Raw genomic sequence first — 20,919 nt, 5'->3', positions numbered from 1 at the left:
AATGAATTGGGGTAAGGTTATTTATATCTTTTTTGCTCTAATGAGCTTAACTACAACCGCAGGATTTTTATATGATCAAAATGAAGTTGCATTATTTATTGCAGCTTGTGTGAATTTAATTTCTACTTTATTGAAAATTGGAGTTAGAAATTTCTTAGCAGCTGAATTATTTGCTAGTTCTTTGGTGGCTGATTTGCATTTAATTCCAGCTTTTGCTTTAATACAAATTAATCCAGAAGCTAATGTTATGGTTTATACTTTAGCAATTGGTGCTTTGATAGCTAATATCTTTTCAATGATTTTAGTTATAGTTGATTCAGTAAAAAATCAAGAAGAAAATTAGGAGTTAAAATGGCATATGAAGCAGGTAAAATAGAAAAAAAATGGCAAAAAATTTGGCAAGAAAAAGAATATTTTGAACCAAAAGATGATTTTTCTTTACCAAAAAAATACATTTTATCTATGTTTCCATACCCAAGTGGTAGAATTCATATGGGACATGTGAGAAACTATAGCATAGGTGATGCTATGGCTAGGTATTATAGAAAAAAAGGTTTTAACGTCTTACATCCTATAGGTTTTGATAGTTTTGGTATGCCTGCTGAAAATGCTGCGATTAAACATGGTATCCATCCTAAAAAATGGACTTATGAAAATATTGATTATATGCAAAATGAGCTTGCTTCTTTGGGCTTTTCTTTTTCCAAAAAGAGAATGCTTGCTACTTCTGACCCTTTATATACTAAATTTGAGCAAGAATTTTTTATTAAAATGTATGAAAAAGGACTTGTTTATACTAAAGAAGCCGAAGTTAATTGGTGTGAGAATGATAAAACAGTTTTAGCAAATGAGCAAGTTGAAGATGGCAAATGTTGGCGTTGTGGACATGAAGTCATTAGAAAAAAAATGCCAGGATATTATGTAAAAATCACTGCTTATGCAGATGAATTATTGCAAGATCTTAAAAAATTAGAAGGAAAATGGCCAAGTCAAGTTCTAACTATGCAAGAAAATTGGATAGGTAAAAGCACAGGGCTTAGTTTTGATTTTGATATAGAAGAAAATGATAAAATCAGTGCAAAAAAAATCAATGTTTTTACCACAAGAGCTGAGACTATTTATGGAGTATCTTACATTGCTTTAGCACCTGATCATGAAATAGTAAATGAATTAATTGATAAAAAATTACTAGATCAAGATGTTATAGCTAAAATTCAAAATATACAAAACCAAACACCGCGCCAAAGACAAGCCGCGCCAAAAGAAGGATATTTTTTAAATCTTTATGTAATCCATCCACTAAGTAAAGAAAAAATTCCTTTATGGGTGGCTAATTTTGTTTTAAGTGATTATGGTAGTGGGGCTGTTATGAGCGTGCCTGCTCACGATGAAAGAGATTATGAGTTTGCAAAAACTTATAATTTGGCTATAAAAAAAGTAATTTATAAAGATGAAAATGACGCACAATGCTACACTTTAAAAGAAGGCGTTTTAACTAATAGTGGCGAATTTGATCAATTAGAATGCAATGATGCTAGAGAAAAAATTAGTTTAAAAATTGAATCTTTGGGTATTGGTAAAAAGGTTACCAATTTTAAAATTCGTGATTGGGGTGTTTCTAGACAAAGATATTGGGGAGCTCCTATACCAATGATTAAGTGTGATTCTTGTGGCATAGTTCCTCAAAAAATAGAAAATTTACCTATTACCTTGCCTGAGGATGTGGTGATAAATGGAGAAGGAAATCCGCTTGATAAGCATGAAACATGGAAAGAGTGTGTTTGTCCAAAATGTGGTAAAAAAGCACAAAAAGAAAGCGATACTTTAGATACTTTCTTTGAAAGTTCTTGGTATTTTGCGCGTTTTGCAAGTGATGATAAAACATGGCAAGAAAAAGCAGTAGATGAAAAAAGTGTTAATTATTGGATGAATGTTGATGAATATATTGGTGGGATTGAACATGCGATATTGCATTTACTCTATGCTAGATTTTTCCAAAAAGCACTTAGGGATTTGGGTTATTTAAAAGATGATGAGCCTTTTAATAGACTTTTAACCCAAGGAATGGTCACTAAAGATGGTGCTAAGATGAGTAAGTCTAAGGGGAATGTGGTTGATCCTGATTATATTATAGAAAAATATGGAGCAGATAGTGCAAGATTGTTTATACTGTTTGCTGCACCACCTGCTAAAGAACTTGAATGGAACGATAGTGCATTAGAAGGTGCGTTTAAATTTATCAATAGGCTTTATGAAAAGGCTATGAGTTTAGAATGTGGAAAATTACAAGAAATTGATCATCAAAGTTTAAATAAAGAAGAAAAATATGCTAGATTAAAAGTATATGAAGCTTTGAAAAAATCTTTCGAAGTTTATGAAGAAAGCTTTGCCTTTAATACCTTAATAGCTGCATGTATGGAGGCTTTAAATGCTTTAAATGCTATAAATCATAAAGAAGTTTCAAAAGAAGCTTTTTATATTATTTTAAATATCTTAGAGCCTATCATCCCTCATGTTTGTTTTGAACTTAGTGAGCATTTATTTAAATGTGAAAATTTTAAAGTATTAAAAATAAAAGATGAGGTTTTTATAAAGGATAGCTTTAATATAGCTATTAGTGTTAATGGTAAAAAAAGAGCACAGATTGAAATAAATTCAGAAGCTAAAGAAGATGAGATTTTAGCTTTAGCTAAAGAAAATGTCGCAAAATGGCTAGAAGGAAAAACTATAGTAAAAGAAATTTATATTGACAAGAAATTAGTAAATTTGGTGATTAAATGAAAAAATATCTAGTGTTGTTTTTTGCTTTTTTCATCATAGCTTGTGGATATATTCCCTCTTCGCAGATGGCAAGTAGGGTTTTGGGTGAAAATGTATTTTTAAAAATCAATATTAGCAAACAAGATCCTGAAAACAGTGTTTACATAACAGACATTCTAAGAGAAGCCATGCTTAATAAGCTTGGTAGAAAAATCACAGATGAGTATAATGCAGATAGTTCTATTATAGTCACGATGAAAAAGTTAGAATTTCATCCTATGGTTTATGATAAAAATGGTTATGTGATTAATTATAAAGCAGAGCTTTATTTGGAGTTTGTGTTGCGTTATAAAAATGGCAAGGAAGAAATTGTAAATACTAAAGGAAGTTATAATTTTGATATTAATCCAAACTCTATCATCAGTGATCAAGCAAGATTTGAAGCGATTAAAAATGCATCAAGTGAAGCTTTTGATGAATTTGTTTCTATTATAGCTATTAGGGGTTATAAATAAAATGGCAAGTCATATCAATGAAATTGCAAAAGAAACATTGATAAAACTAAAAGAGCGTAAGTTATATCCAACTCCTGAAAATTATAGCGAGGTGTTTGAAGAGTGTGCTAAAAAAGCGGGAGTGATGAGTTCAAATAAAGCCAGAATAGAAAAATACACCAATCTTTTAGATGATTCTTACAAGCAAGAATTAAAAGGAAAAAGTATTCGAACTATTGATGAGTTTTTGATGTTTTTAGTCTCTAGGCTTAATAGACAGGTAAGTAGAAAATATGAAGATGTTTATGCTTTGCTTGGCTTAATCATTCAACAACTTAGTATTAGTAAAGATAAAAAAATCAAAGAGCTTGCTCAAATTACTCAACACAGATTATCCCAAGCTATGGATTTAGAAACCATATATCTTTTAAGAGCTAAATGGAAAGAACTTGAAAAATCTTATGAAGATGGAGAACTTTTAAAAAAATTAGAAGAATTTAATATCCGAGCTTTTTTGGATTTTCATGCTTTAATAGAAAAACTTATCACTATGCTAAAAGAACGTTCTTATGAAAAACAAGCTGAACTTTTACTAGCTTCTTTAGAACCTTTATTTGGTGAGAGTAAAGAAGTAGAGCAATTTAAGCAAAAATTAAAAGAAAATCCTAGATTGATTGCTAGAAAAGAATTTGCGCATGAATATTGTTTGATGCTACAAAAAAAAGAAGCAATAGATAAATACTACATACAAAAAAATCTTTCTTTTTTCAATCAGCATTTAGAAAGCCTAAATGAAATGGTTTCAAAGCTTTATGACAATAGCCAAGAAGATGTGAAATTTATTAATGCTTTAACTAAAGATGAAAATGGTAATGTGCAGATTAATTTTGATACATTAAAAGATAAGCTTTTGTATGCAAACGAGCAAATAGCTCAAATTAAAACTCAAATTCAAGCTACAAGCGATGATGAGCAAAGAGAACAATGGAGTCTTGCTCAAGAGCTTAAAAAACTTGATGAAAATTATAAGCTTTATGCGGTTAATTATGCTTTATCTTTCTTTAAAATCAATAATATAGAACATGTTATTAATGCTTATGGTATTGATAGTTTTAAGGCAATTAGTGGAAAGTTTAAAAAGATACTTAAAGATTTATGTAAAGATATGGGTGAAATTTGGATTTTAGATGAAAGTTCTTATTTAATTGTTTTTCCGGGTAAAAGCTTAGAAGATGCTCAAATCTTTACGGAAAAAGCTTTGAAGCTTATAGATGATTATAAATTTATTTATAAAGAAGAAGTAGTTAGACTTGTTTTATCATCTTCTTGTATAGAAAAAAAAGAATTTCCAGATGGCGATATTTTAAAAGAATTAATGCAAAAAGCTTAGTATGAAATTCCAGCAAACACTTTCACAAAAAACCATGCATGTGCAAAAAATCAGTAGATTTTTTATGTTTAGTATGTATGAAAAATATAAAAAATTTATCCCAAAAACTAAAAATATTCAAATTATTGGCACTAATGGCAAAGGAAGCGCAGGTAGATTTTTAGCCCTTTTACTCTTAGAGCAAGGATGTAAAGTAGGGCATTATACAAGTCCACATATTTTTGAATTTAATGAAAGATTTTGGTTAAATGGAAAAATTACAGGCAATGAGCTTTTAGAAAAAGCACACGAAGAATTAGAAAGTGTTTTTTTAGATGATGTGAAAAAACTTAGCTATTTTGAGTATGCTACATTTTTAGCATTTTTTGTTTTTAAAGATTGTGATTATGTGATTTTAGAAGCTGGAGTAGGTGGAGAGTACGATGCTACAAGTGTTTTTGAGATAGATTTTAGTATTTTTACTAAAATAGGTTTTGATCATCAAGATTTATTGGGTAAAAACTTAGATGAAATAGCAAGAACAAAATTAAAAGCCATGAGTGCTAAAGCTTTAATTAATCATAAGCAAGAAACAAAAGTATTAAATTTGGCTCAAAAAATAGCAAAATTAAAACAAGCTAGTTTAGATATTAGTGCGTTAGATGAAAACAAGGCTATTTATCCTTATGTGCAAAAATATATTCAAAAATATAATTTAGCAACTTTTTTAAAAGATAATCTTTTTTTAGCCTTAGAAGCTTTTTCTAAAATTTGTGCCAAAGATGAAAAAGAATTGATTTGCAGCATTAGTAATTTGCCAAAACTTGATTTAAAAGGAAGGTGTGAGCAAATAAGTCAAAATATTTTTGTTGATGTAGGCCATAATGAAATGGCAGCTTTAACTTTAGCTGAAATTTTCAAGGAAAAAAAAGTTCATTTAGTTTATAATTGCTTTTTAGATAAAGATTCTTATAAAATTTTAAGAGCTTTAAAGCCTATAATAAAAATAGTTGAAATTTATGAATATGAAAGCAAAGACAGACCTTTAGCAGGCTCTGTTTTGCTAGAAAATTTAGAAAAATTAGATATTGCTTATCAAAAATTTGAACAAATAAAAAAAGATGAGTTGTATTTAGTTTTTGGTTCTTTTGTATTGGTAGAAAAATTTTTAAGAGGCTATAATGAAAGATAAATTTACGCTAACTATCACAGATGTAAATGGTTCTAGACATTTTTTATTAAGTCAGATCATAAAAAAAGTAATTATTTATTTTACTACTTTTGTTTTTGTTGTTATAGTTTTGGGTGCTTTATATATTAATTATTTAGCAGATAAGCGTTCAGAGCTTTTAAAAGAGCAAGAAACATTGTCAGCAAAAAATACTAAATTATTTTCTCAAAATGAAAGTATGCAAAAAAGTTTAGAGGAAAAAACAGCCTTATATGATGAACTCCAAACTCAACTTGCAGATATTGAAGAAAATTTAGGTTTAAAGCAAGATGAGGGTTTGGATATACCAGAAAGATTGGAAAAAGTTAAACTTACTAACGATCAAGCCTATTTATTTTTAACACAAATTCCAAATGGTCATGTGATAGAAGATAATGGAGTCACAGGTAATTTCGGATGGCGTCATCATCCTATATTAAATAAAAAAGAGTTTCATCCAGGTATTGATTTAAGAGCAGCTTTAAATACTCCTATTTATGCACCGGCAAATGGAGTGGTTGAGTATGCTGCATATAGTAATAATGGTTATGGTTATTCAGTGATTTTGATCCATAATTTTGGCTTTAAAACGGTATATGCACATATGATGCGCAAAGATGTTGTTAAGGCAGGGCAATTTGTAAAAAAAGGTGATTTGCTTGGATATACAGGAAATACCGGTCTTTCTACGGGACCACATTTGCATTATGAAGTTAGATTTATTAATAAACTTTTAGACCCTAAAATTTTTATAGATTTAAACCGAAAAAATTATGAACAAATATTTGATAAAGAAAGGAGAGTTCCATGGCAATCTTTAATAAAGGCTCTATTGCTACAGTATCCGAAACTACAGTCATTTCAAACGGAGCAAAAATAGAAGGAAAATTTTATTTTGACTCTATGCTTCATTTAGATGGAGAGATTACAGGTGTGATTGATTCTTCTAATGTGATAGTAATAGGTAAGAGTGGTGTTTTAAAAGGACAAGTTAAGGCAAGTAAGATAGTGATTAATGGGATTTTTGAAGGAGAAATGCAAGTTGATTCTTTGGAAATTTTATCCGGTGGTGTGCTTAATGGTAATATCATAGTTAAACAATTAAGCATTGAAAATGGTGGGAAATTTAATGGAAGTAGTAAAATAATTGAAAAAGATGAAGAACTTGCAACTATTGATGTGAGCATAGAAAATTCAGAAAATGCAAGCTAAATTATATGAATATTTATTAAGTAACAAAACTGAGTTAATAGTTTGTGAGAATGATAAAGAAGCAGATGAGTTAGCTCAAGTTTGTTTATTTTTAAATTTAAAAACTTTCGTTTTACCTGATTTTAGAGCAGAATTTGGTAGTGACTTGCGCTCTTTTTCTAAAGAGCTTTTTGAAATTTGCAAAGTTTTAAATGCTTATCATAAAGAAGATGAAAATAAAATTTTAATTTCTCCTATAAAAACAATTTTGCAAAAACTCCCCGGGAAAAAGCATCTAAAAAATATTATTCTTAAAAGAAATTCACTTCTTGCTTTAGAGAAATTTAAAGAAGAAATTTTACATAGTGGGTATGAGTTTGTAGATATAGTTCAAGATAAGGGTGAAGTTTCAATACGCGGAGATATTATAGATATTTTTGCAATTAATGAAGAACAACCTTTTAGAATTTTGCTTTTTTCAGATGAGATAGAAAGTATAAGATATTTTGATATTCATACACAAAAATCAATCCCAAATGAACTTTCAAAAATTGAGATTTGCCCATTTTTAAGTGCTTTTAATCAAGAGCAATATGAAAATTTACAAGAAAAAATTCAAAATTTTCAAAGTCAAAGCATTATCAATGATGTTAATTCTTTGGGTTTTTGGTGTGTTGATGATTTTTGTGATTATTTAGATTTAAATTTTGTGAGTATAAAAAATTTTGATATAAATGATTTTGAAGAAGATATTAGTAAAATCAATCAAAATATTTTACCTGAACCAAAATTTTATAAAGATTTAGTAAGTTCTTATAATTATGATTTTTTTACTTTTCACAAAGATAAAAAAATTACTATTTTGGCAAAAAATGAAGCTTTGTTTAAAGCTTTAAATTTACAAGAATTTTCAAATATTAAATTAAAAATATCTCAAGAAAGAATCAACCTAATCACTCAAGATGAGCTTATCATATCTTTAAATAAAAAAGAAAAAAGTAAAAGAGTTAGAAAAGCAAGTTTGGTAATAGATGAGCTTAGGGTTGGGGATTTTGTTGTGCATGAAGATTATGGTGTAGCTAAATTTTTAGGTCTTGAGATTATTATAATTGCAGGAGCAAAAAAAGAATTTGTAGCTCTTGGGTATTTAAATAATGACAAGCTTTTATTACCTGTTGAAAATTTGTATATGATTGATAAATATATCGGTGCAAGTGGTGGCGTGCCTTTACTTGATAAGCTTGGAAAAGGAAGTTTTCTAAAAATCAAAGAAAGATTAAAAGAAAAATTATTTGCCATTGCTTCAAATATAGTTTCTTTAGCAGCGGCTAGAGCTTTGATAAAAGCAAAAGAATTAAAAATTTCTCAAGAATTACAAGATGAATTTATCAATAAAGCAGGATTTTTTTATACTAAAGATCAAAGTCAAGTTTGTCAAGAAATCACTCAAGATTTAAAAAGTTCTCAAGTAATGGATAGGCTTTTAAGTGGTGATGTGGGCTTTGGTAAAACAGAAGTTGCTATGAATGCTATATTTACTTGTGTAAAAAGTGGCTATACGGCTTTGTTTTTTGTGCCAACTACTTTACTTTCAGCCCAGCATTTTAAAACCTTAAAACGAAGATTTGACTCTTTTAATATAGCTGTTTTTAAGCTAGATCGTTTTACTAGTGCTAAAGAAAAAAAACAAGTTTTGGCATTTTTAAAAGAAAATAAGCCTTGTGTAGTGGTTGGAACGCATTCTCTTTTAGGGGTTGAGTGTGAAAATTTGGGTTTAGTTGTGATAGATGAGGAGCATAAATTTGGTGTAAAACAAAAAGAAAAACTCAAAGAATTAAGTAAAAACTCCCATATTTTATCTATGTCAGCAACGCCTATACCAAGAAGTTTAAATCAAGCTCTTAGTTCTTTAAAATCATATAGTGTTTTACAAACTCCACCTGAGGATCGTTTGGATGTGCGTACCTTTGTTAGAGAAAGTAATGACGCTTTGATTAAAGAAGCTATTTCTAGAGAATTAAGAAGAGCAGGACAGATTTTTTATATACACAATCATATAGCAAGTATTGATGGGTGTAAAAAATATCTTTTAGATTTATTTCCGAATTTAAAAATTTTAATCTTGCATTCTAAAATTGATGCTAAAACTACTGAAGAAGAAATGATTAAATTTGAAAATAAAGAATATGACTTATTGCTTTGTACTTCTATAGTTGAAAGTGGTATTGATTTAGCAAATGCAAACACTATCATAGTGGAAAATTCAGACCGCTTTGGTATGGCTGATTTGCACCAACTTAGAGGAAGAGTAGGACGTAGTGCTAAGCAAGGGTATTGTTATTTTTTGATTGAAGATAAGGAAAAAATCACAAAAGATTCTTTAAAAAGACTTACGAGTTTGGAGAGTAATTCTTATTTAGGTTCAGGAAGCGTGCTTGCTTACCATGATTTAGAAATTCGTGGTGGTGGAAATTTATTAGGCGTGGATCAAAGTGGACATATAGAGCAAATTGGTTATAGTTTATATCTTAAAATGTTAGAAGATGAGATTAATAAGCTAAGTAAAAAAGAAGAAATTAAAGAGAAAAAAATAGATCTAAAGCTTAATATCAATGCCTTTTTAAATAGTGAGTATATTGGTGAAGATCGTTTGAGATTAGAGCTTTATAGAAGACTTAGTAAATGTATGAGTGTTAATGAAGTTTATGAGATAGAAAGTGAGATGAATGATCGTTTTGGCAAGCCTGATATTTTTACTAAGCAGTTTTTGGATTTAATCATTATAAAAATTTTAGCTAGCAAGCATTATAAACTAGTGAGTAATTATGAGCAAAATATTTGTTTAGTAAAAGATGATGAGAGTAAGGAAGTCATTAAGGCAAAAAGTAAAGACGATGATGATGTGATCGAGGCTATTTTGATGCATTTAAGAAAGAGTGAAAAAGCATGAGCGGATATGAAATTTTTAAAGCTTTAGTTAATGCAAATATCAACTATAACGATTTTGAGTGGCTAGAAAATAATACTTTAAGCGAGTTTGAAATTTTAATTTCTGTGGTTTTAACTCAAAATACAAACTGGAAAAATGTATTAAAAGCTTTGATAAATTTAAAACAAGCAAATATTACTAAGATAGAAGATTTATTAACTTTAAGCACTCAAGATTTAGCACTTTTAATAAAGCCAAGTGGATTTTATAATACCAAGGCAAAATATATTAAAAATTTCACTCAAAAATATTTTCAAAATTTTAATTCTTTTGAACTTTTTAAAGAAGAAGTAGATAGAGAATGGCTTTTAGGTATTAAAGGCTTGGGTCAAGAAAGTGTAGATGGAATTTTAAATTATATATGTAAAAAAGAAGTTTTAGTAGTTGATGCTTATAGTGCAAAAATAGCTAATTATTTAGGCTATGAGTGTCAAAGTTATGATGAATTAGCAGATTTTTTAAAAAAAGGCATAGCTAAAAATCAACAAGAATTATGTGTTTTACTAAAAAAAGAATGTAAACTATACGAGCTTTATCAAATTTTTCATGCTTTAATTGTTTCTTTTTGTAAAACACACTTTCAAGGTAAAAAACTTTCAGCAGATGGTGCGCTTATTTTAGATCCTTTAAAATTTTAAATTTATTTTTTATTTAAAAAGTTATTTTTTTTACGATTAAAGTGCTATAATGTATTTAACTTCATAAAAAGGAGAAGTAATGAATACAAGTATAGTTGGAAAGCAATTTGAGCTAACTGAGTCTATAAAAGAGTATGTGGAAAAAAGCTTTGATGCTTTAAGTAAATATGGCTTAGATGTGATTTCTGCACGTTGTGTTATAAGCGCTGATGAAAGGCATGGAAAGAAAGGATTTTGGGCTGAATTTAGCATTAACTTAGCTGGTATTAATACAGTGGTTGTAAAGCAAAAAGATAAAGACTTATATGCTGCTATAGATTTAGCTATTGATAGAATTTCTAAGGTTTTAAGAAGATTACATGATAAAAATATTACTCATAAGCATCAAGATGAGATAAAAGAAAATTTAGTATTGCCAAGTGTGATTGAGGAAGATGAGATAGTTCCAACAGAACTTGAGCTATATAAACCTTTAGAAATTGAAGAAGCACTAGAAAAGCTAAAAGTAAGTAAGGATATATTTTTAGTTTTTAATGACATAGATGCAAAAATGAGGGTACTGTATAAGAAAAAAGATGGTAAATTTGGTTTATTTTAAAAAATCTAGCCTTTTTAAGGCTAGATATATTAGAAGAGTTTGTTAAAAATTTTATCTATTGCTTGATCTACTTTTTTACCTGTGTTTTTAGCACCATCACTAGCATTTCCACCTATTGTATTAACAATAGAATTTACAACACTTTTTGTATCAAGACTTACTTTAGGATCTTGTGTTGTTCCTTTTATAATTCCTTTGAAATTTGCTCTATCAATAACGATATTAAAAGGAATGTTTAATTTAGTGCTTTTTGTATCAACTTTGCCTTTGCTGATGTTTATATTACTTCTATCAGCCACTAGGTTTAAATTTAAATCTATAAGATTTTTATTGATATTTATTTTAGCTTCACCGTTGCGATATACATCTTGAGTGATATCTTTTTGTAAAAGTAGCATTAAAGCACTTGTGATGAGGTTTTTCTTAAGTTGTCCATCGGCTAAGTTCATTAGCACCACACCGCTTTCTTTTAAAAGATTGTAGTCAATACTTAAATTTGATTTTGCTTGGTAATAATCAGGCAAATCTAAACTTTGAGCTAAATTTGAAAGATCAGTATTTTGCATTTTAGCGTTAAAAATATTATTTTTTAAAGTGGCATTTAATGAGCCATTAAATATATTTTTACTATTAACGCTTGCATCTATTAAAGCGTTTTTAAAATCAAATTTTCCTTCAAAATCAGCCTTGCCCTTTAAGTTTCTATCGACTAAAAATCCTAGCTTAGAAAAATCTTGCAATGATATATTATAAGTGCTTGCTAGAGCCATTTGATTAAGATCAAAATTTCCTTTTAATGAGTTAATATTTGCAAATGAACTTAGAGCTTTAGCGTTAAAATCAATGATTGATTTAGAAATTTTTCCATCAAGATTTATTTTTGCTGAAGTATTCTTTGGAAATTTTTTCTCTAAAAGTTTAGATAATTCTACTTCATTAAAAGAAGAATTGATAGTGGCTTTAAAATCACCATTAATATTGTTAAAATCAAGTGTTTTTAAATCAATATCAGCATTTACATCGCCAAATGCTAAAACTTTTTGTCCTATCAAAGGAAAAAGTTGTTCTAATTTTATATTATCAACTTTCGCTTGTAAACTTTTTCCATTAGATTTTGCATTGATAAGCCCTTGCATGATTTTAATATTTGCATCAAGATTTTGAATTTGATTTGCTTTAAGATCAACTTTGGCATCTAAATTTAAAGGTCCATTGAGATCTTGCTTGATTAAAGGTTTTAATTTATTAAGATTATCTACAAAAGCACTAATTTGGGCATTTAAATCTTTGTTTGTAAGATTATATGAGCCTTTTAGTTGAGGTATTTTTGCTATGTTTGAATCAAGTAAAGCTTCATAATCAATTAAAGAATTTTTCGCATTTGCTTTAGCTTGTAAGTTAAAAGTTGTTTTTGGAAAATTAAGATTACTTAGTTTTTTAAATTCTATAACATTTATATTTGCATTATTTAACCTAGTATTTAGATTGAAATTTTTAAAATCAAGCCCTTGTGCTTTTAAATCTAAAACTAATTTAGAATTAATAAAAGCAGGCATAGAGATAGTCTTTAAAAGCTCTGCTACTTCTATATTAGTTGTATTGATATTAAGATTATTATTTTCTAAAACAGCTTTTAAGCTACCACCAAATCCAAGCAAGTGAGCATCTAATTTTTGTAATTGATTGCTTGCAAAAAGTAAATTACCTTGAATTTGACTTTTGCCTTGGAATTTCATTTTAGCTAAAGATGAAAATTGATTAAAATCATCTATTTTGATGTCAAAATCACTAGTTAAGCTTTGCTTTGCTATATCATAAATACTTTTTTGTGTGTAAAGTTTAAAAAAATTACTTAAAATTTCACTTTTAGATATAACTTCATTGTTTTGGATTAAAGATCTTATTTCACCTTTTATATAGCTTTGTTTTGGTAAGCTTAGATTAAAATCTTTTTCAATGAGAGTATTATTGATAGAACTTGTGTAAAAATTAATCAAAGCATTGCCATTTGGTTTTAAATCTTTAGCTTGTATATCACTTATAATACTAATTTTTCCTTGAGCATATCTTGGTAGATTAGCAAAATCTAAAATTTGAGCTAAATCTATATTTTTTCCAATAAATTCAAGATTTATAGGAGAAAAATCAACGATTTTTGCATCTAAACTAAGATTAGAATCAAACAAAAACCCATTACCTTTTACTAAAAAATCACCACTTTTACCTACAGCACTACCTTTAAATGTAAAATCTTTATCGCTTTTTAAGCCAAGTTCTTGAATATAATTTTGTTTAAGTCCTAAAAGATAATTTAAATCAAATCCTAGTCTTAAAAGTGATATGTCACCTTCTATATTAGCAAAAAATTTATCATCAATATTTGCTTTAATGTCAAGTTGTGAAAAACTAATTTTAAAATTTTCAAATTTAACATTCATGCCGCTTTTTTGAGCAATAATCGTTTCGATTCTTGGCTTTAAAAAAGTATTGCCTGTGCTTGTAAATAATAATGTATATATAGCTAGAAATGCTATACACGCTACACCTAAAAGAACGTAGAGAATTTTTTTCATGAGAAACCTTTATAATGATATATCATATAAATTTAGTGTAATAGACTAAACTTATATGATATATTTTACTTAATTTATTGACAATTAACTTTCTTTAATGTATAATTCTATCACTCAAAAACAAAGAGTGCTAAAAATGGCACATTTTAGAAAGGATAAAAAATGAATTTTCAACCTCTAGGAAAGCGTATTTTAGTAAAACGCTTAGAAGAAATGAAAACTACTGCTTCTGGGATTATTATACCAGATAATGCTAAAGAAAAACCACTAAATGGTGAAGTTGTTGCAGTGAGTAAAGAAATAGAAGATGTTAAAGTAAATGATAAAGTAATGTTTGCAAAATATGGCGGAACTGAAATAAAACTTGACAATGAAGAGTATTTAGTTCTTAATATTGATGATGTTTTAGGGATTATTAAATAAAAAGGATAAAAAATGGCAAAAGAAATATTTTTTTCAGACGAAGCAAGAAATAAACTTTATGAAGGTGTTAAAAAACTTAATGATGCAGTAAAAGTTACTATGGGACCACGTGGTCGTAATGTATTAATCCAAAAAAGTTTTGGCGCTCCAACTATCACAAAAGATGGTGTAAGTGTGGCTAAAGAAGTAGAATTAAAAGATTCTTTAGAAAATATGGGTGCTTCTTTAGTTAGAGAAGTAGCTAGCAAAACAGCTGATCAAGCAGGCGATGGAACAACAACAGCAACAGTTTTAGCACATGCTATTTTTAAAGAAGGTTTGAGAAATATCACAGCAGGTGCTAATCCTATCGAAGTTAAAAGAGGTATGGATAAAGCTTGTGAAGCTATAGTAGCTGAACTTAAAAAACTTTCTCGTGAAGTTAAAGACAAAAAAGAAATCGCTCAAGTTGCAACAATTTCTGCAAATTCAGATGAGAAAATCGGAAATTTAATCGCTGATGCTATGGAAAAAGTTGGAAAAGATGGTGTTATCACTGTTGAAGAAGCAAAATCAATCAATGATGAATTAAATGTAGTTGAAGGTATGCAATTTGATAGAGGTTATTTAAGCCCATATTTTATTACAAATACTGAAAAAATGACAGCTGAATTGCAAAATCCATTTATTTTGTTATTTGATAAAAAAATTGCCAACTTAAAAGATTTATTACCAATTTTAGAACAAATTCAAAAAACAGGAAAACCACTTTTAATTATAGCTGAAGACATTGAGGGTGAAGCTTTAGCAACTTTAGTTGTAAATAAATTAAGAGGTGTTTTAAATATTTCAGCAGTTAAAGCTCCTGGTTTTGGTGATAGAAGAAAAGCTATGCTTGAAGATATTGCTATTTTAACAGGTGGTGAAGTGATTTCTGAAGAGCTTGGAAGAACTTTAGAAAGTGCTAGTATCCAAGATTTAGGTCAAGCTTCAAGCGTGATCATTGATAAAGATAATACAACTATTGTAAATGGTGCAGGTGAAAAAGCAAATATTGATGCAAGAATTAATCAAATCAAAGCTCAAATTGCTGAAACAAGCTCAGATTATGATAGAGAAAAACTACAAGAAAGACTAGCTAAGTTAAGCGGTGGTGTAGCGGTAATTAAAGTTGGTGCTGCTACTGAAACTGAAATGAAAGAGAAAAAAGATAGAGTTGATGATGCATTAAGTGCTACAAAAGCTGCTGTTGAAGAAGGTATAGTAATAGGCGGCGGTGCTGCATTAATCAAAGCAAAATCAAAAATCAGCTTGAATTTGCAAGGTGATGAGGCTATTGGTGCTGCTATTGTAGAAAGAGCTTTAAGAGCACCTTTAAGACAAATTGCTGAAAATGCTGGATTTGATGCTGGTGTAGTTGTTAATACAGTAGAAAATAGTAAAGAAGAAAATACCGGTTTTGATGCTGCAAAAGGTGAATATGTAAATATGCTTGAAAGCGGTATTATTGATCCTGTTAAAGTAGAAAGAGTGGCTTTACTTAATGCAGTTTCAGTAGCTAGTATGCTTTTAACAACTGAAGCTACAATTAGTGAAATCAAAGAGGATAAACCTGCTATGCCTGATATGAGTGGCATGGGCGGTATGGGAGGCATGGGTGGTATGATGTAATACCATCTTTTTGTTGCTTTTGAGTTGCTTTTTATATAAAGCAACTCACTCTTTTTTTATTTTTCTGCACTGATTTTTATTTTTGTTATAATAGATGTAAAATTATAAGGATTTTACATGAAAAACTTACAAGAAGAGCGATTTTCCAACTCAAAATACATTAAACCTAAAAGATATACTTATATAGGCAAAGATAATAAAAAATATACTTGGGATTTTATAGAAGCATTGGATAGTGTTTCTGTTTTTTTGTATCATACTCAAAAAGATTCTTTTGTCTTTGTAAAACAATTTAGAATTCCTTTATGGGATTATCAAAAACGTAATAACTTAAAATTAGATGAGATGGGATTTAGCATAGAGCTTTGTTCAGGACTTGTTGATAAAAATTTGAGTTTAGACGAAATAGCTAAAGAAGAATGCATTGAAGAGCTAGGTTATACTCCTAAGGTTGTAGAAAAAATAGGAGAGTTTTATACAGGTTTTGGTTCAGGTGTAAGTAGACAGTTTTTATTTTATGCTGAAATTACCGAAGATGATAAAACTGGTCATGGCGGTGGAATTGATGGAGAGGATATTCAAGCAGTATGGATAAAAAGAAAAGACTTTGAAAAATTTTCTAAAGAAAATCCTATCAAAACCCCTTTACTTGAATATGCGTATTTGTGGTTTAAAGGTAAGAATTAATCTTACCTTTATTTTTCTTCTTTATTTTCAATGTTTGGGTCTTTTTCATCAAGCATTTCTTTAAAGATTACAAATAAATCTTCAGAGGCTTTTTCAGCATTTGAGCATTTATCTAGAATTTGATTTTGAACTAATTCATTACCTGTGTTTTCATTATGTGCCAAGGCGACAGCTTGGTTGATATTTTCATGCACCTTTTGGTGTGGTAAATTTAACTTACCAAAAGCTCTTCCACTAGAAAATCTTTCTTTGCCCACACCTGCAATCCATTTTGCAAGTCTACAACTTAAATGATCAGAGAGTGCTTTGCCTGAAGCATGAATGATTTCATTATAGCCATTTAGTTTAAATGCGATATGATCTAATTTTGCTAAAGATATAAAAATTTCAGATGTGATACTTTTAGCGTGTGAGCTAGTTGAATTTGCATTAGAGATTAATTGAGCAAAATTACTAGAGAATTTTATAATATGTTCATTTGATTCTAATGATACTTTTTCTACTTGTTCACTTTGTCCATACATTTCATCTGCATTTTGTTTTAATAGATTAATATTTAATTCTACTTCAGAGGTTGCTTTTTGTGTTTTTTCAGCAAGTTTTCTAACTTCATCAGCAACAACAGCAAAGCCTCTTCCGTGCTCTCCTGCTCTAGCAGCTTCAATAGCAGCATTTAGCGCTAATAGATTGGTTTGATCAGATACATCTTTGATTAAATTAATAACATTAGTGATCTCATCAACACTGCGGTGTAAATTACCCGCTGTATCTCTTGAACGGTTAGCTGATTCAATAATGCTTTGAAGTGAAGATATAATTGAATGCGTAATTGCATTTAATTCTTGCATATCTTTTAATGATGAGTCAGAATACTGGGAGATCATTTCAGCTTTATTTACATTTTCTTGCATATCGCCTTGCACATTTGAAATGCCTTTTAATACTCCATTTAACAACATCTCCAAAAGACGAGTTTCAAGTGCAGTTTTCCCATAATCTTCTTGAAGTTGCTTTTCGTATTTTTCAATCAGTTCTTGTTTTTCTAAAAGAAGTTTTTTGTTTTCTTCTTCTAGTTCTTTGATTTTATTTTGTAAGTCTTCAAAGTCTTGTTTTGATTGACTTTTTTTTCCAAACATAGTTTTTCCTTGAAAGTTAAAATTAGAAAGAAATTATTTTTTATAATTTGATAAATAAGTGTTTAACTCATCTTTTAATCTTAATTTCTCTTTTTTAAGATTTGCAATTTCCAAGCTATCTAGATGAATTCTACCTTCTTCTGCATCTTTGATTTTGTGATCAAGTTCATTGTGCTCTTCAAACAATTTATCAAAGTGCATGTCTTTACCTTTTAGCTCAGTAATTAAATCTCTAAATTCATGTAGCATATAAGCCTCCTTTTTAAAATTAATATTTGATTATAGCTTAAAATAAGTTAAATATATTTTAACTCATCGGGTTTTTGCTTGTTTTTTATAATCTTTTTGGCTATTTTTATGCTGTCTGCTGTACCTACGATTAATAATTTTGCTCCAGTACCTATTAAAGTATCACCTCTTGGCATAGGTGTGAATTTTTTATTTTCTAAAATTCCTACTATACTTACGTTTGCCATATCTCTTAAATGAATTTCTTTTAATCTTTTAAATCTCACCCACGATTCATCAGGAATTTTAACCTCTTCTAAATCAATAGGACTATTTTTTTTATAAAGATAATTTTCTAATAAATTTTCCATATCTGGTCTTGCTGACATCGCACTAAGTCTTTGTGCGACTAATTTTGTAGCAGAAACAATAGAATTTGCTCCAAGTTTTTTAAGTTTTTCTGTTTCATCTTCATTGCTTGAACTAGCTAGTATAAAATAAGGATTAATTCTTTGTAGTTCTTTTTCAAATAATCTTACTGAGGCAATGATAGCAATATTATCTGCTATGTTATTACTAAGGGTTATTACGCCTTTTGCGCTAGAAAGATTGGTTTTTAAAAAGGCTGTATTAGTATGAGGTGCGCTTTCTATATAATAAGGATAATTATATTTTTCGGCAATCTCGCTGAAATTTTCAACTTCATCAACCACAACAAAAGGAATATGATTTTCTCTAAATTGCTGTGCTAATTCTATGGTAAAATCATTATGGTAGCATATTACAAAATGATTTTTTAATCTTGCAACTTTATGCAGCATTCTTCTTTCCTTGATGATTTTAGACAAAACACCTTTTTTTACTATTTCTATTACTAAACCCATACAAAAAGTAAATATTGTAAAAGTTAATAGTACATATACAACAGTAAAAATTCTACCTGCTGTTGGTATGGGATTAACTTCAGTATAACCCAAAGTGGTAAAAGTCATACCGGCTTGATAAATAGCATCGTTAAGGTTATAATTACTTGTGAGCATATAACCAAAAGCCCCAATTAATGTCATAACAACAACGGCAATAAGAGGAATTCTTAAAAATTTAAGTTGCTCATAAAGCTCATCATTGAGATTAATTGAAGGTTTTGGGGAGGGAGACCAATTGAGGAATTTTTGTAGCTTTTTTAAAAAAGACATAGTAATTCCTCATTTACATTAAGGATTATTTACTACTTTGCTTTTTAAGTGTTCTTAAAGTCGAAGCAGCAACTCTAACTTTTCTAGTAGTTCCATCTTCTAAAGTAATACGAACTGTTCTTAAATTTGGCAAAAAGCGTCTTTTTGTTTTATTGTTAGCATGGCTAACATTGTTACCTACCATAGGTCCTTTTCCTGTAATTTGGCAAATTCTTGACATAAATTTTCCTTATGAAATAAAAATAATTTTTAGCATTGTATCTAAAACAAGCTTAAAAAAATCAAATATTATCAAAAATACATAAAGAAAATTTGATAATAAGTATGATAAAATTATTTTTTACTTTTATTGGAGATATAAAATGTATGTAGCGCCAAGTTTATTGTCTGCAAATTTTTTAAATTTGGAAAATGAGATTAAAGATGTGTGTGAAGCAGGGGCTGATTTGTTGCACATTGATGTGATGGATGGGCATTTTGTACCAAATCTTACTTTTGGTCCTTGTGTGATTGAAAATATTTCAAAAATTACTTCAGTGCCTTTAGATGTGCATTTAATGGTGCATAATGTTAGTAGTTTTGTAGATTTATTTATTCCAGTAAAACCAAAATTCATTAGTTTTCATTTAGAAGCTGAAAACCATCCTATTAGGGTGTGTGAGTATATAAGAAAAAACGGCATTCATCCTGCTATTGTATTAAATCCACATACTCCAGTTTCAAGTATAGAGCATATTTTAGAATTTGTAGATATGGTGCTTTTAATGAGTGTTAATCCAGGCTTTGGTGGGCAAAGTTTTTTACCTTTAGTGTATGATAAAATTAGACAGTTAAGAGAAATGATAGATAGGAAAAATCTTAAAGTTTTTATAGAAGTAGATGGTGGGGTAAATGGTTTAAATGCGCCTGATTTAGATGAAGCAGGAGCTGATATTTTAGTCGCAGGTAGTTATATCTTTTCCTCACAAGATAAAAAAACAGCAATTAATTCTTTAAAGCTTGAATTTTGAGCCAACAACAAATCGATGATTTAATCATCAAGCTAAGCAAAGAAAACAAACCTTTTCCTTGGGTTTTAAAAGAACTTGCAAAAATAGAAGAATTAAATCATTATGACTTTGATTTATATATTTTTGAGCTTTTAGGACTAGGAGTGGAGCTTAATGCGCAAAATTGCTTGTGCTTAAAAAGTAAAAATACAAAAATAAAAGATGAGATTTTTTGTGTAGTAGATATTGAAAGCACTGGTGGGATAAAAAGTGGTCAAATTTTAGAAATAGGTGCGGTTAAAATTCAAAATTATAAAGAAATTGATAGATTTGAGAGTTTTATAAAAGTAGAAAGCATACCTGAAAATATTACAGAATTAACTGGGATTAGTTTGGATATGGTAGAAAATGCACCTTCTTTAAAAACTGTGTTAAATGATTTTAAGTTATTTTTAAAAGATAGTATTTTTGTAGCACACAATGTGCGTTTTGATTATCATTTTATATCTAAAGCTATGTATGAAAATGATTTTGGGGTGCTTTTAAATAGAAGATTATGCACTATTGATTTAGCTAAAAAGTGTATTGAAAGTCCAAAATACGGTCTTGATGCGCTAAAAGAGTTTTTGTGCATTGAAAGTAAGCATCATAGAGCCTTAAGTGATGCTTTGGCTGCAAGTGAAATTTTAAAATACTGTCTTAAAAAAATTCCTTTTTACATTAAAACTACTGAAGAATTGTTACATTTTAGCAAGCAAGCTAAAAATCAAATAAAAAAATAAACTTTG

At 28.9% G+C, this 20,919-nt stretch carries 20 protein-coding genes and 1 pseudogene; 15 read left to right on the top strand and 6 right to left on the bottom strand.

Annotated features, from left to right (window positions below; translation table 11 throughout):
* Position 1: 1 nt before the first annotated feature.
* The 10 genes from L8X30_RS02265 to hpf all read left to right on the top strand — a co-directional run bounded on the left by L8X30_RS02265 (position 2) and on the right by hpf (position 11,249).
* Entirely contained in the window at positions 2 to 343 is a 342-nt protein-coding gene (locus L8X30_RS02265) for a DUF6394 family protein (protein WP_039618681.1), read from the top strand.
* Between the two features lie 8 nt (positions 344 to 351).
* Positions 352 to 2,781 (top strand): leucine--tRNA ligase, encoded by a 2,430-nt coding sequence (leuS, locus tag L8X30_RS02260; protein ID WP_263678787.1) that lies wholly within the window; start codon positions 352 to 354, stop codon positions 2,779 to 2,781.
* On the top strand, positions 2,778 to 3,275 hold the full coding sequence (lptE, locus tag L8X30_RS02255) for an LPS assembly lipoprotein LptE (RefSeq protein WP_039668573.1): 498 nt from the start codon (positions 2,778 to 2,780) through the stop codon (positions 3,273 to 3,275). Before leuS ends, lptE begins: the two co-directional genes overlap by 4 nt.
* Before the next feature lies 1 nt (position 3,276).
* Positions 3,277 to 4,644 carry a hypothetical protein gene (locus L8X30_RS02250; protein WP_263678786.1) on the top strand — a complete coding sequence of 456 codons (1,368 nt, stop codon included), beginning with the start codon at positions 3,277 to 3,279 and terminating at the stop codon, positions 4,642 to 4,644.
* A gap of 1 nt (position 4,645) precedes the next feature.
* Entirely contained in the window at positions 4,646 to 5,815 is a 1,170-nt protein-coding gene (locus L8X30_RS02245; RefSeq protein WP_263678784.1) for a Mur ligase family protein, read from the top strand.
* Positions 5,802 to 6,713, top strand: coding sequence for a M23 family metallopeptidase (locus L8X30_RS02240; RefSeq protein ID WP_263678820.1), 912 nt, complete (start codon positions 5,802 to 5,804; stop codon positions 6,711 to 6,713). The genes L8X30_RS02245 and L8X30_RS02240 overlap by 14 nt, the downstream gene beginning before the upstream one ends.
* Complete coding sequence (locus L8X30_RS02235; RefSeq protein WP_263678782.1) at positions 6,641 to 7,045, top strand: bactofilin family protein; 405 nt, start codon at positions 6,641 to 6,643, stop codon at positions 7,043 to 7,045. Before L8X30_RS02240 ends, L8X30_RS02235 begins: the two co-directional genes overlap by 73 nt.
* Complete coding sequence (locus tag L8X30_RS02230; protein ID WP_263678780.1) at positions 7,035 to 9,974, top strand: DEAD/DEAH box helicase; 2,940 nt, start codon at positions 7,035 to 7,037, stop codon at positions 9,972 to 9,974. Before L8X30_RS02235 ends, L8X30_RS02230 begins: the two co-directional genes overlap by 11 nt.
* A complete protein-coding gene (locus L8X30_RS02225) occupies positions 9,971 to 10,651 on the top strand; it encodes an endonuclease III domain-containing protein (protein ID WP_263678778.1) in 681 nt (226 codons plus the stop codon). Before L8X30_RS02230 ends, L8X30_RS02225 begins: the two co-directional genes overlap by 4 nt.
* Positions 10,652 to 10,730: 79 nt before the next feature.
* On the top strand, positions 10,731 to 11,249 hold the full coding sequence (gene hpf, locus L8X30_RS02220; RefSeq protein ID WP_263678776.1) for a ribosome hibernation-promoting factor, HPF/YfiA family: 519 nt from the start codon (positions 10,731 to 10,733) through the stop codon (positions 11,247 to 11,249).
* A 29-nt stretch (positions 11,250 to 11,278) separates the two neighbouring features.
* Here the strand turns inward: hpf and L8X30_RS02215 are convergent, their stop codons facing one another.
* Positions 11,279 to 13,822: a hypothetical protein gene (locus L8X30_RS02215; RefSeq protein WP_263678774.1), complete on the bottom strand. Its 2,544-nt coding sequence runs from the start codon at positions 13,820 to 13,822 to the stop codon at positions 11,279 to 11,281.
* 162 nt (positions 13,823 to 13,984) lie between these two features.
* Here L8X30_RS02215 and groES point away from each other — a divergent pair, with 162 nt between their 5' ends.
* The 3 genes from groES to L8X30_RS02200 all read left to right on the top strand — a co-directional run bounded on the left by groES (position 13,985) and on the right by L8X30_RS02200 (position 16,582).
* Positions 13,985 to 14,245, top strand: coding sequence for a co-chaperone GroES (gene groES / locus L8X30_RS02210; protein WP_149062447.1), 261 nt, complete (start codon positions 13,985 to 13,987; stop codon positions 14,243 to 14,245).
* A gap of 12 nt (positions 14,246 to 14,257) precedes the next feature.
* Positions 14,258 to 15,895: a chaperonin GroEL gene (groL, locus tag L8X30_RS02205; protein WP_070256698.1), complete on the top strand. Its 1,638-nt coding sequence runs from the start codon at positions 14,258 to 14,260 to the stop codon at positions 15,893 to 15,895.
* A gap of 117 nt (positions 15,896 to 16,012) precedes the next feature.
* Positions 16,013 to 16,582 carry an NUDIX domain-containing protein gene (locus L8X30_RS02200; protein ID WP_263678772.1) on the top strand — a complete coding sequence of 190 codons (570 nt, stop codon included), beginning with the start codon at positions 16,013 to 16,015 and terminating at the stop codon, positions 16,580 to 16,582.
* Positions 16,583 to 16,590: 8 nt separating this feature from the next.
* On the opposite strand, the gene L8X30_RS07935 is transcribed toward L8X30_RS02200, so the two are convergent.
* The 5 genes and pseudogenes from L8X30_RS07935 to rpmB form a co-directional block, all read right to left on the bottom strand.
* On the bottom strand, positions 16,591 to 16,938 hold the full coding sequence (locus L8X30_RS07935; protein WP_412175494.1) for a CZB domain-containing protein: 348 nt from the start codon (positions 16,936 to 16,938) through the stop codon (positions 16,591 to 16,593).
* Positions 16,939 to 17,037: 99 nt separating this feature from the next.
* Positions 17,038 to 17,322, bottom strand: a pseudogene (locus L8X30_RS07930) (methyl-accepting chemotaxis protein); the annotation flags it as partial.
* Positions 17,323 to 17,751: 429 nt separating this feature from the next.
* Positions 17,752 to 17,967: a YdcH family protein gene (locus L8X30_RS02190; RefSeq protein WP_012661736.1), complete on the bottom strand. Its 216-nt coding sequence runs from the start codon at positions 17,965 to 17,967 to the stop codon at positions 17,752 to 17,754.
* A 47-nt stretch (positions 17,968 to 18,014) separates the two neighbouring features.
* The gene (locus L8X30_RS02185) at positions 18,015 to 19,142 is read right to left on the bottom strand and encodes a potassium channel family protein (RefSeq protein WP_263678769.1); all 1,128 of its coding nucleotides are present in this window, start codon (positions 19,140 to 19,142) and stop codon (positions 18,015 to 18,017) included.
* A gap of 25 nt (positions 19,143 to 19,167) precedes the next feature.
* Positions 19,168 to 19,362, bottom strand: coding sequence for a 50S ribosomal protein L28 (gene rpmB, locus L8X30_RS02180; protein WP_012661734.1), 195 nt, complete (start codon positions 19,360 to 19,362; stop codon positions 19,168 to 19,170).
* Positions 19,363 to 19,504: 142 nt separating this feature from the next.
* On the opposite strand from rpmB, the gene rpe reads away from it, so the two are divergent.
* Positions 19,505 to 20,152 carry a ribulose-phosphate 3-epimerase gene (gene rpe, locus L8X30_RS02175; protein WP_263678768.1) on the top strand — a complete coding sequence of 216 codons (648 nt, stop codon included), beginning with the start codon at positions 19,505 to 19,507 and terminating at the stop codon, positions 20,150 to 20,152.
* Positions 20,149 to 20,913 carry a 3'-5' exonuclease gene (locus L8X30_RS02170; RefSeq protein WP_257396772.1) on the top strand — a complete coding sequence of 255 codons (765 nt, stop codon included), beginning with the start codon at positions 20,149 to 20,151 and terminating at the stop codon, positions 20,911 to 20,913. The genes rpe and L8X30_RS02170 overlap by 4 nt, the downstream gene beginning before the upstream one ends.
* Positions 20,914 to 20,919 lie beyond the last annotated feature (6 nt).

Source organism: Campylobacter sp. CNRCH_2015_0338h, from assembly GCF_025772785.1.
In the GTDB taxonomy this organism is placed as follows: domain Bacteria; phylum Campylobacterota; class Campylobacteria; order Campylobacterales; family Campylobacteraceae; genus Campylobacter_D.
Note: the sequence above shows the minus strand (reverse complement) of the source record. Positions and strands in the feature narration are given on the sequence as shown.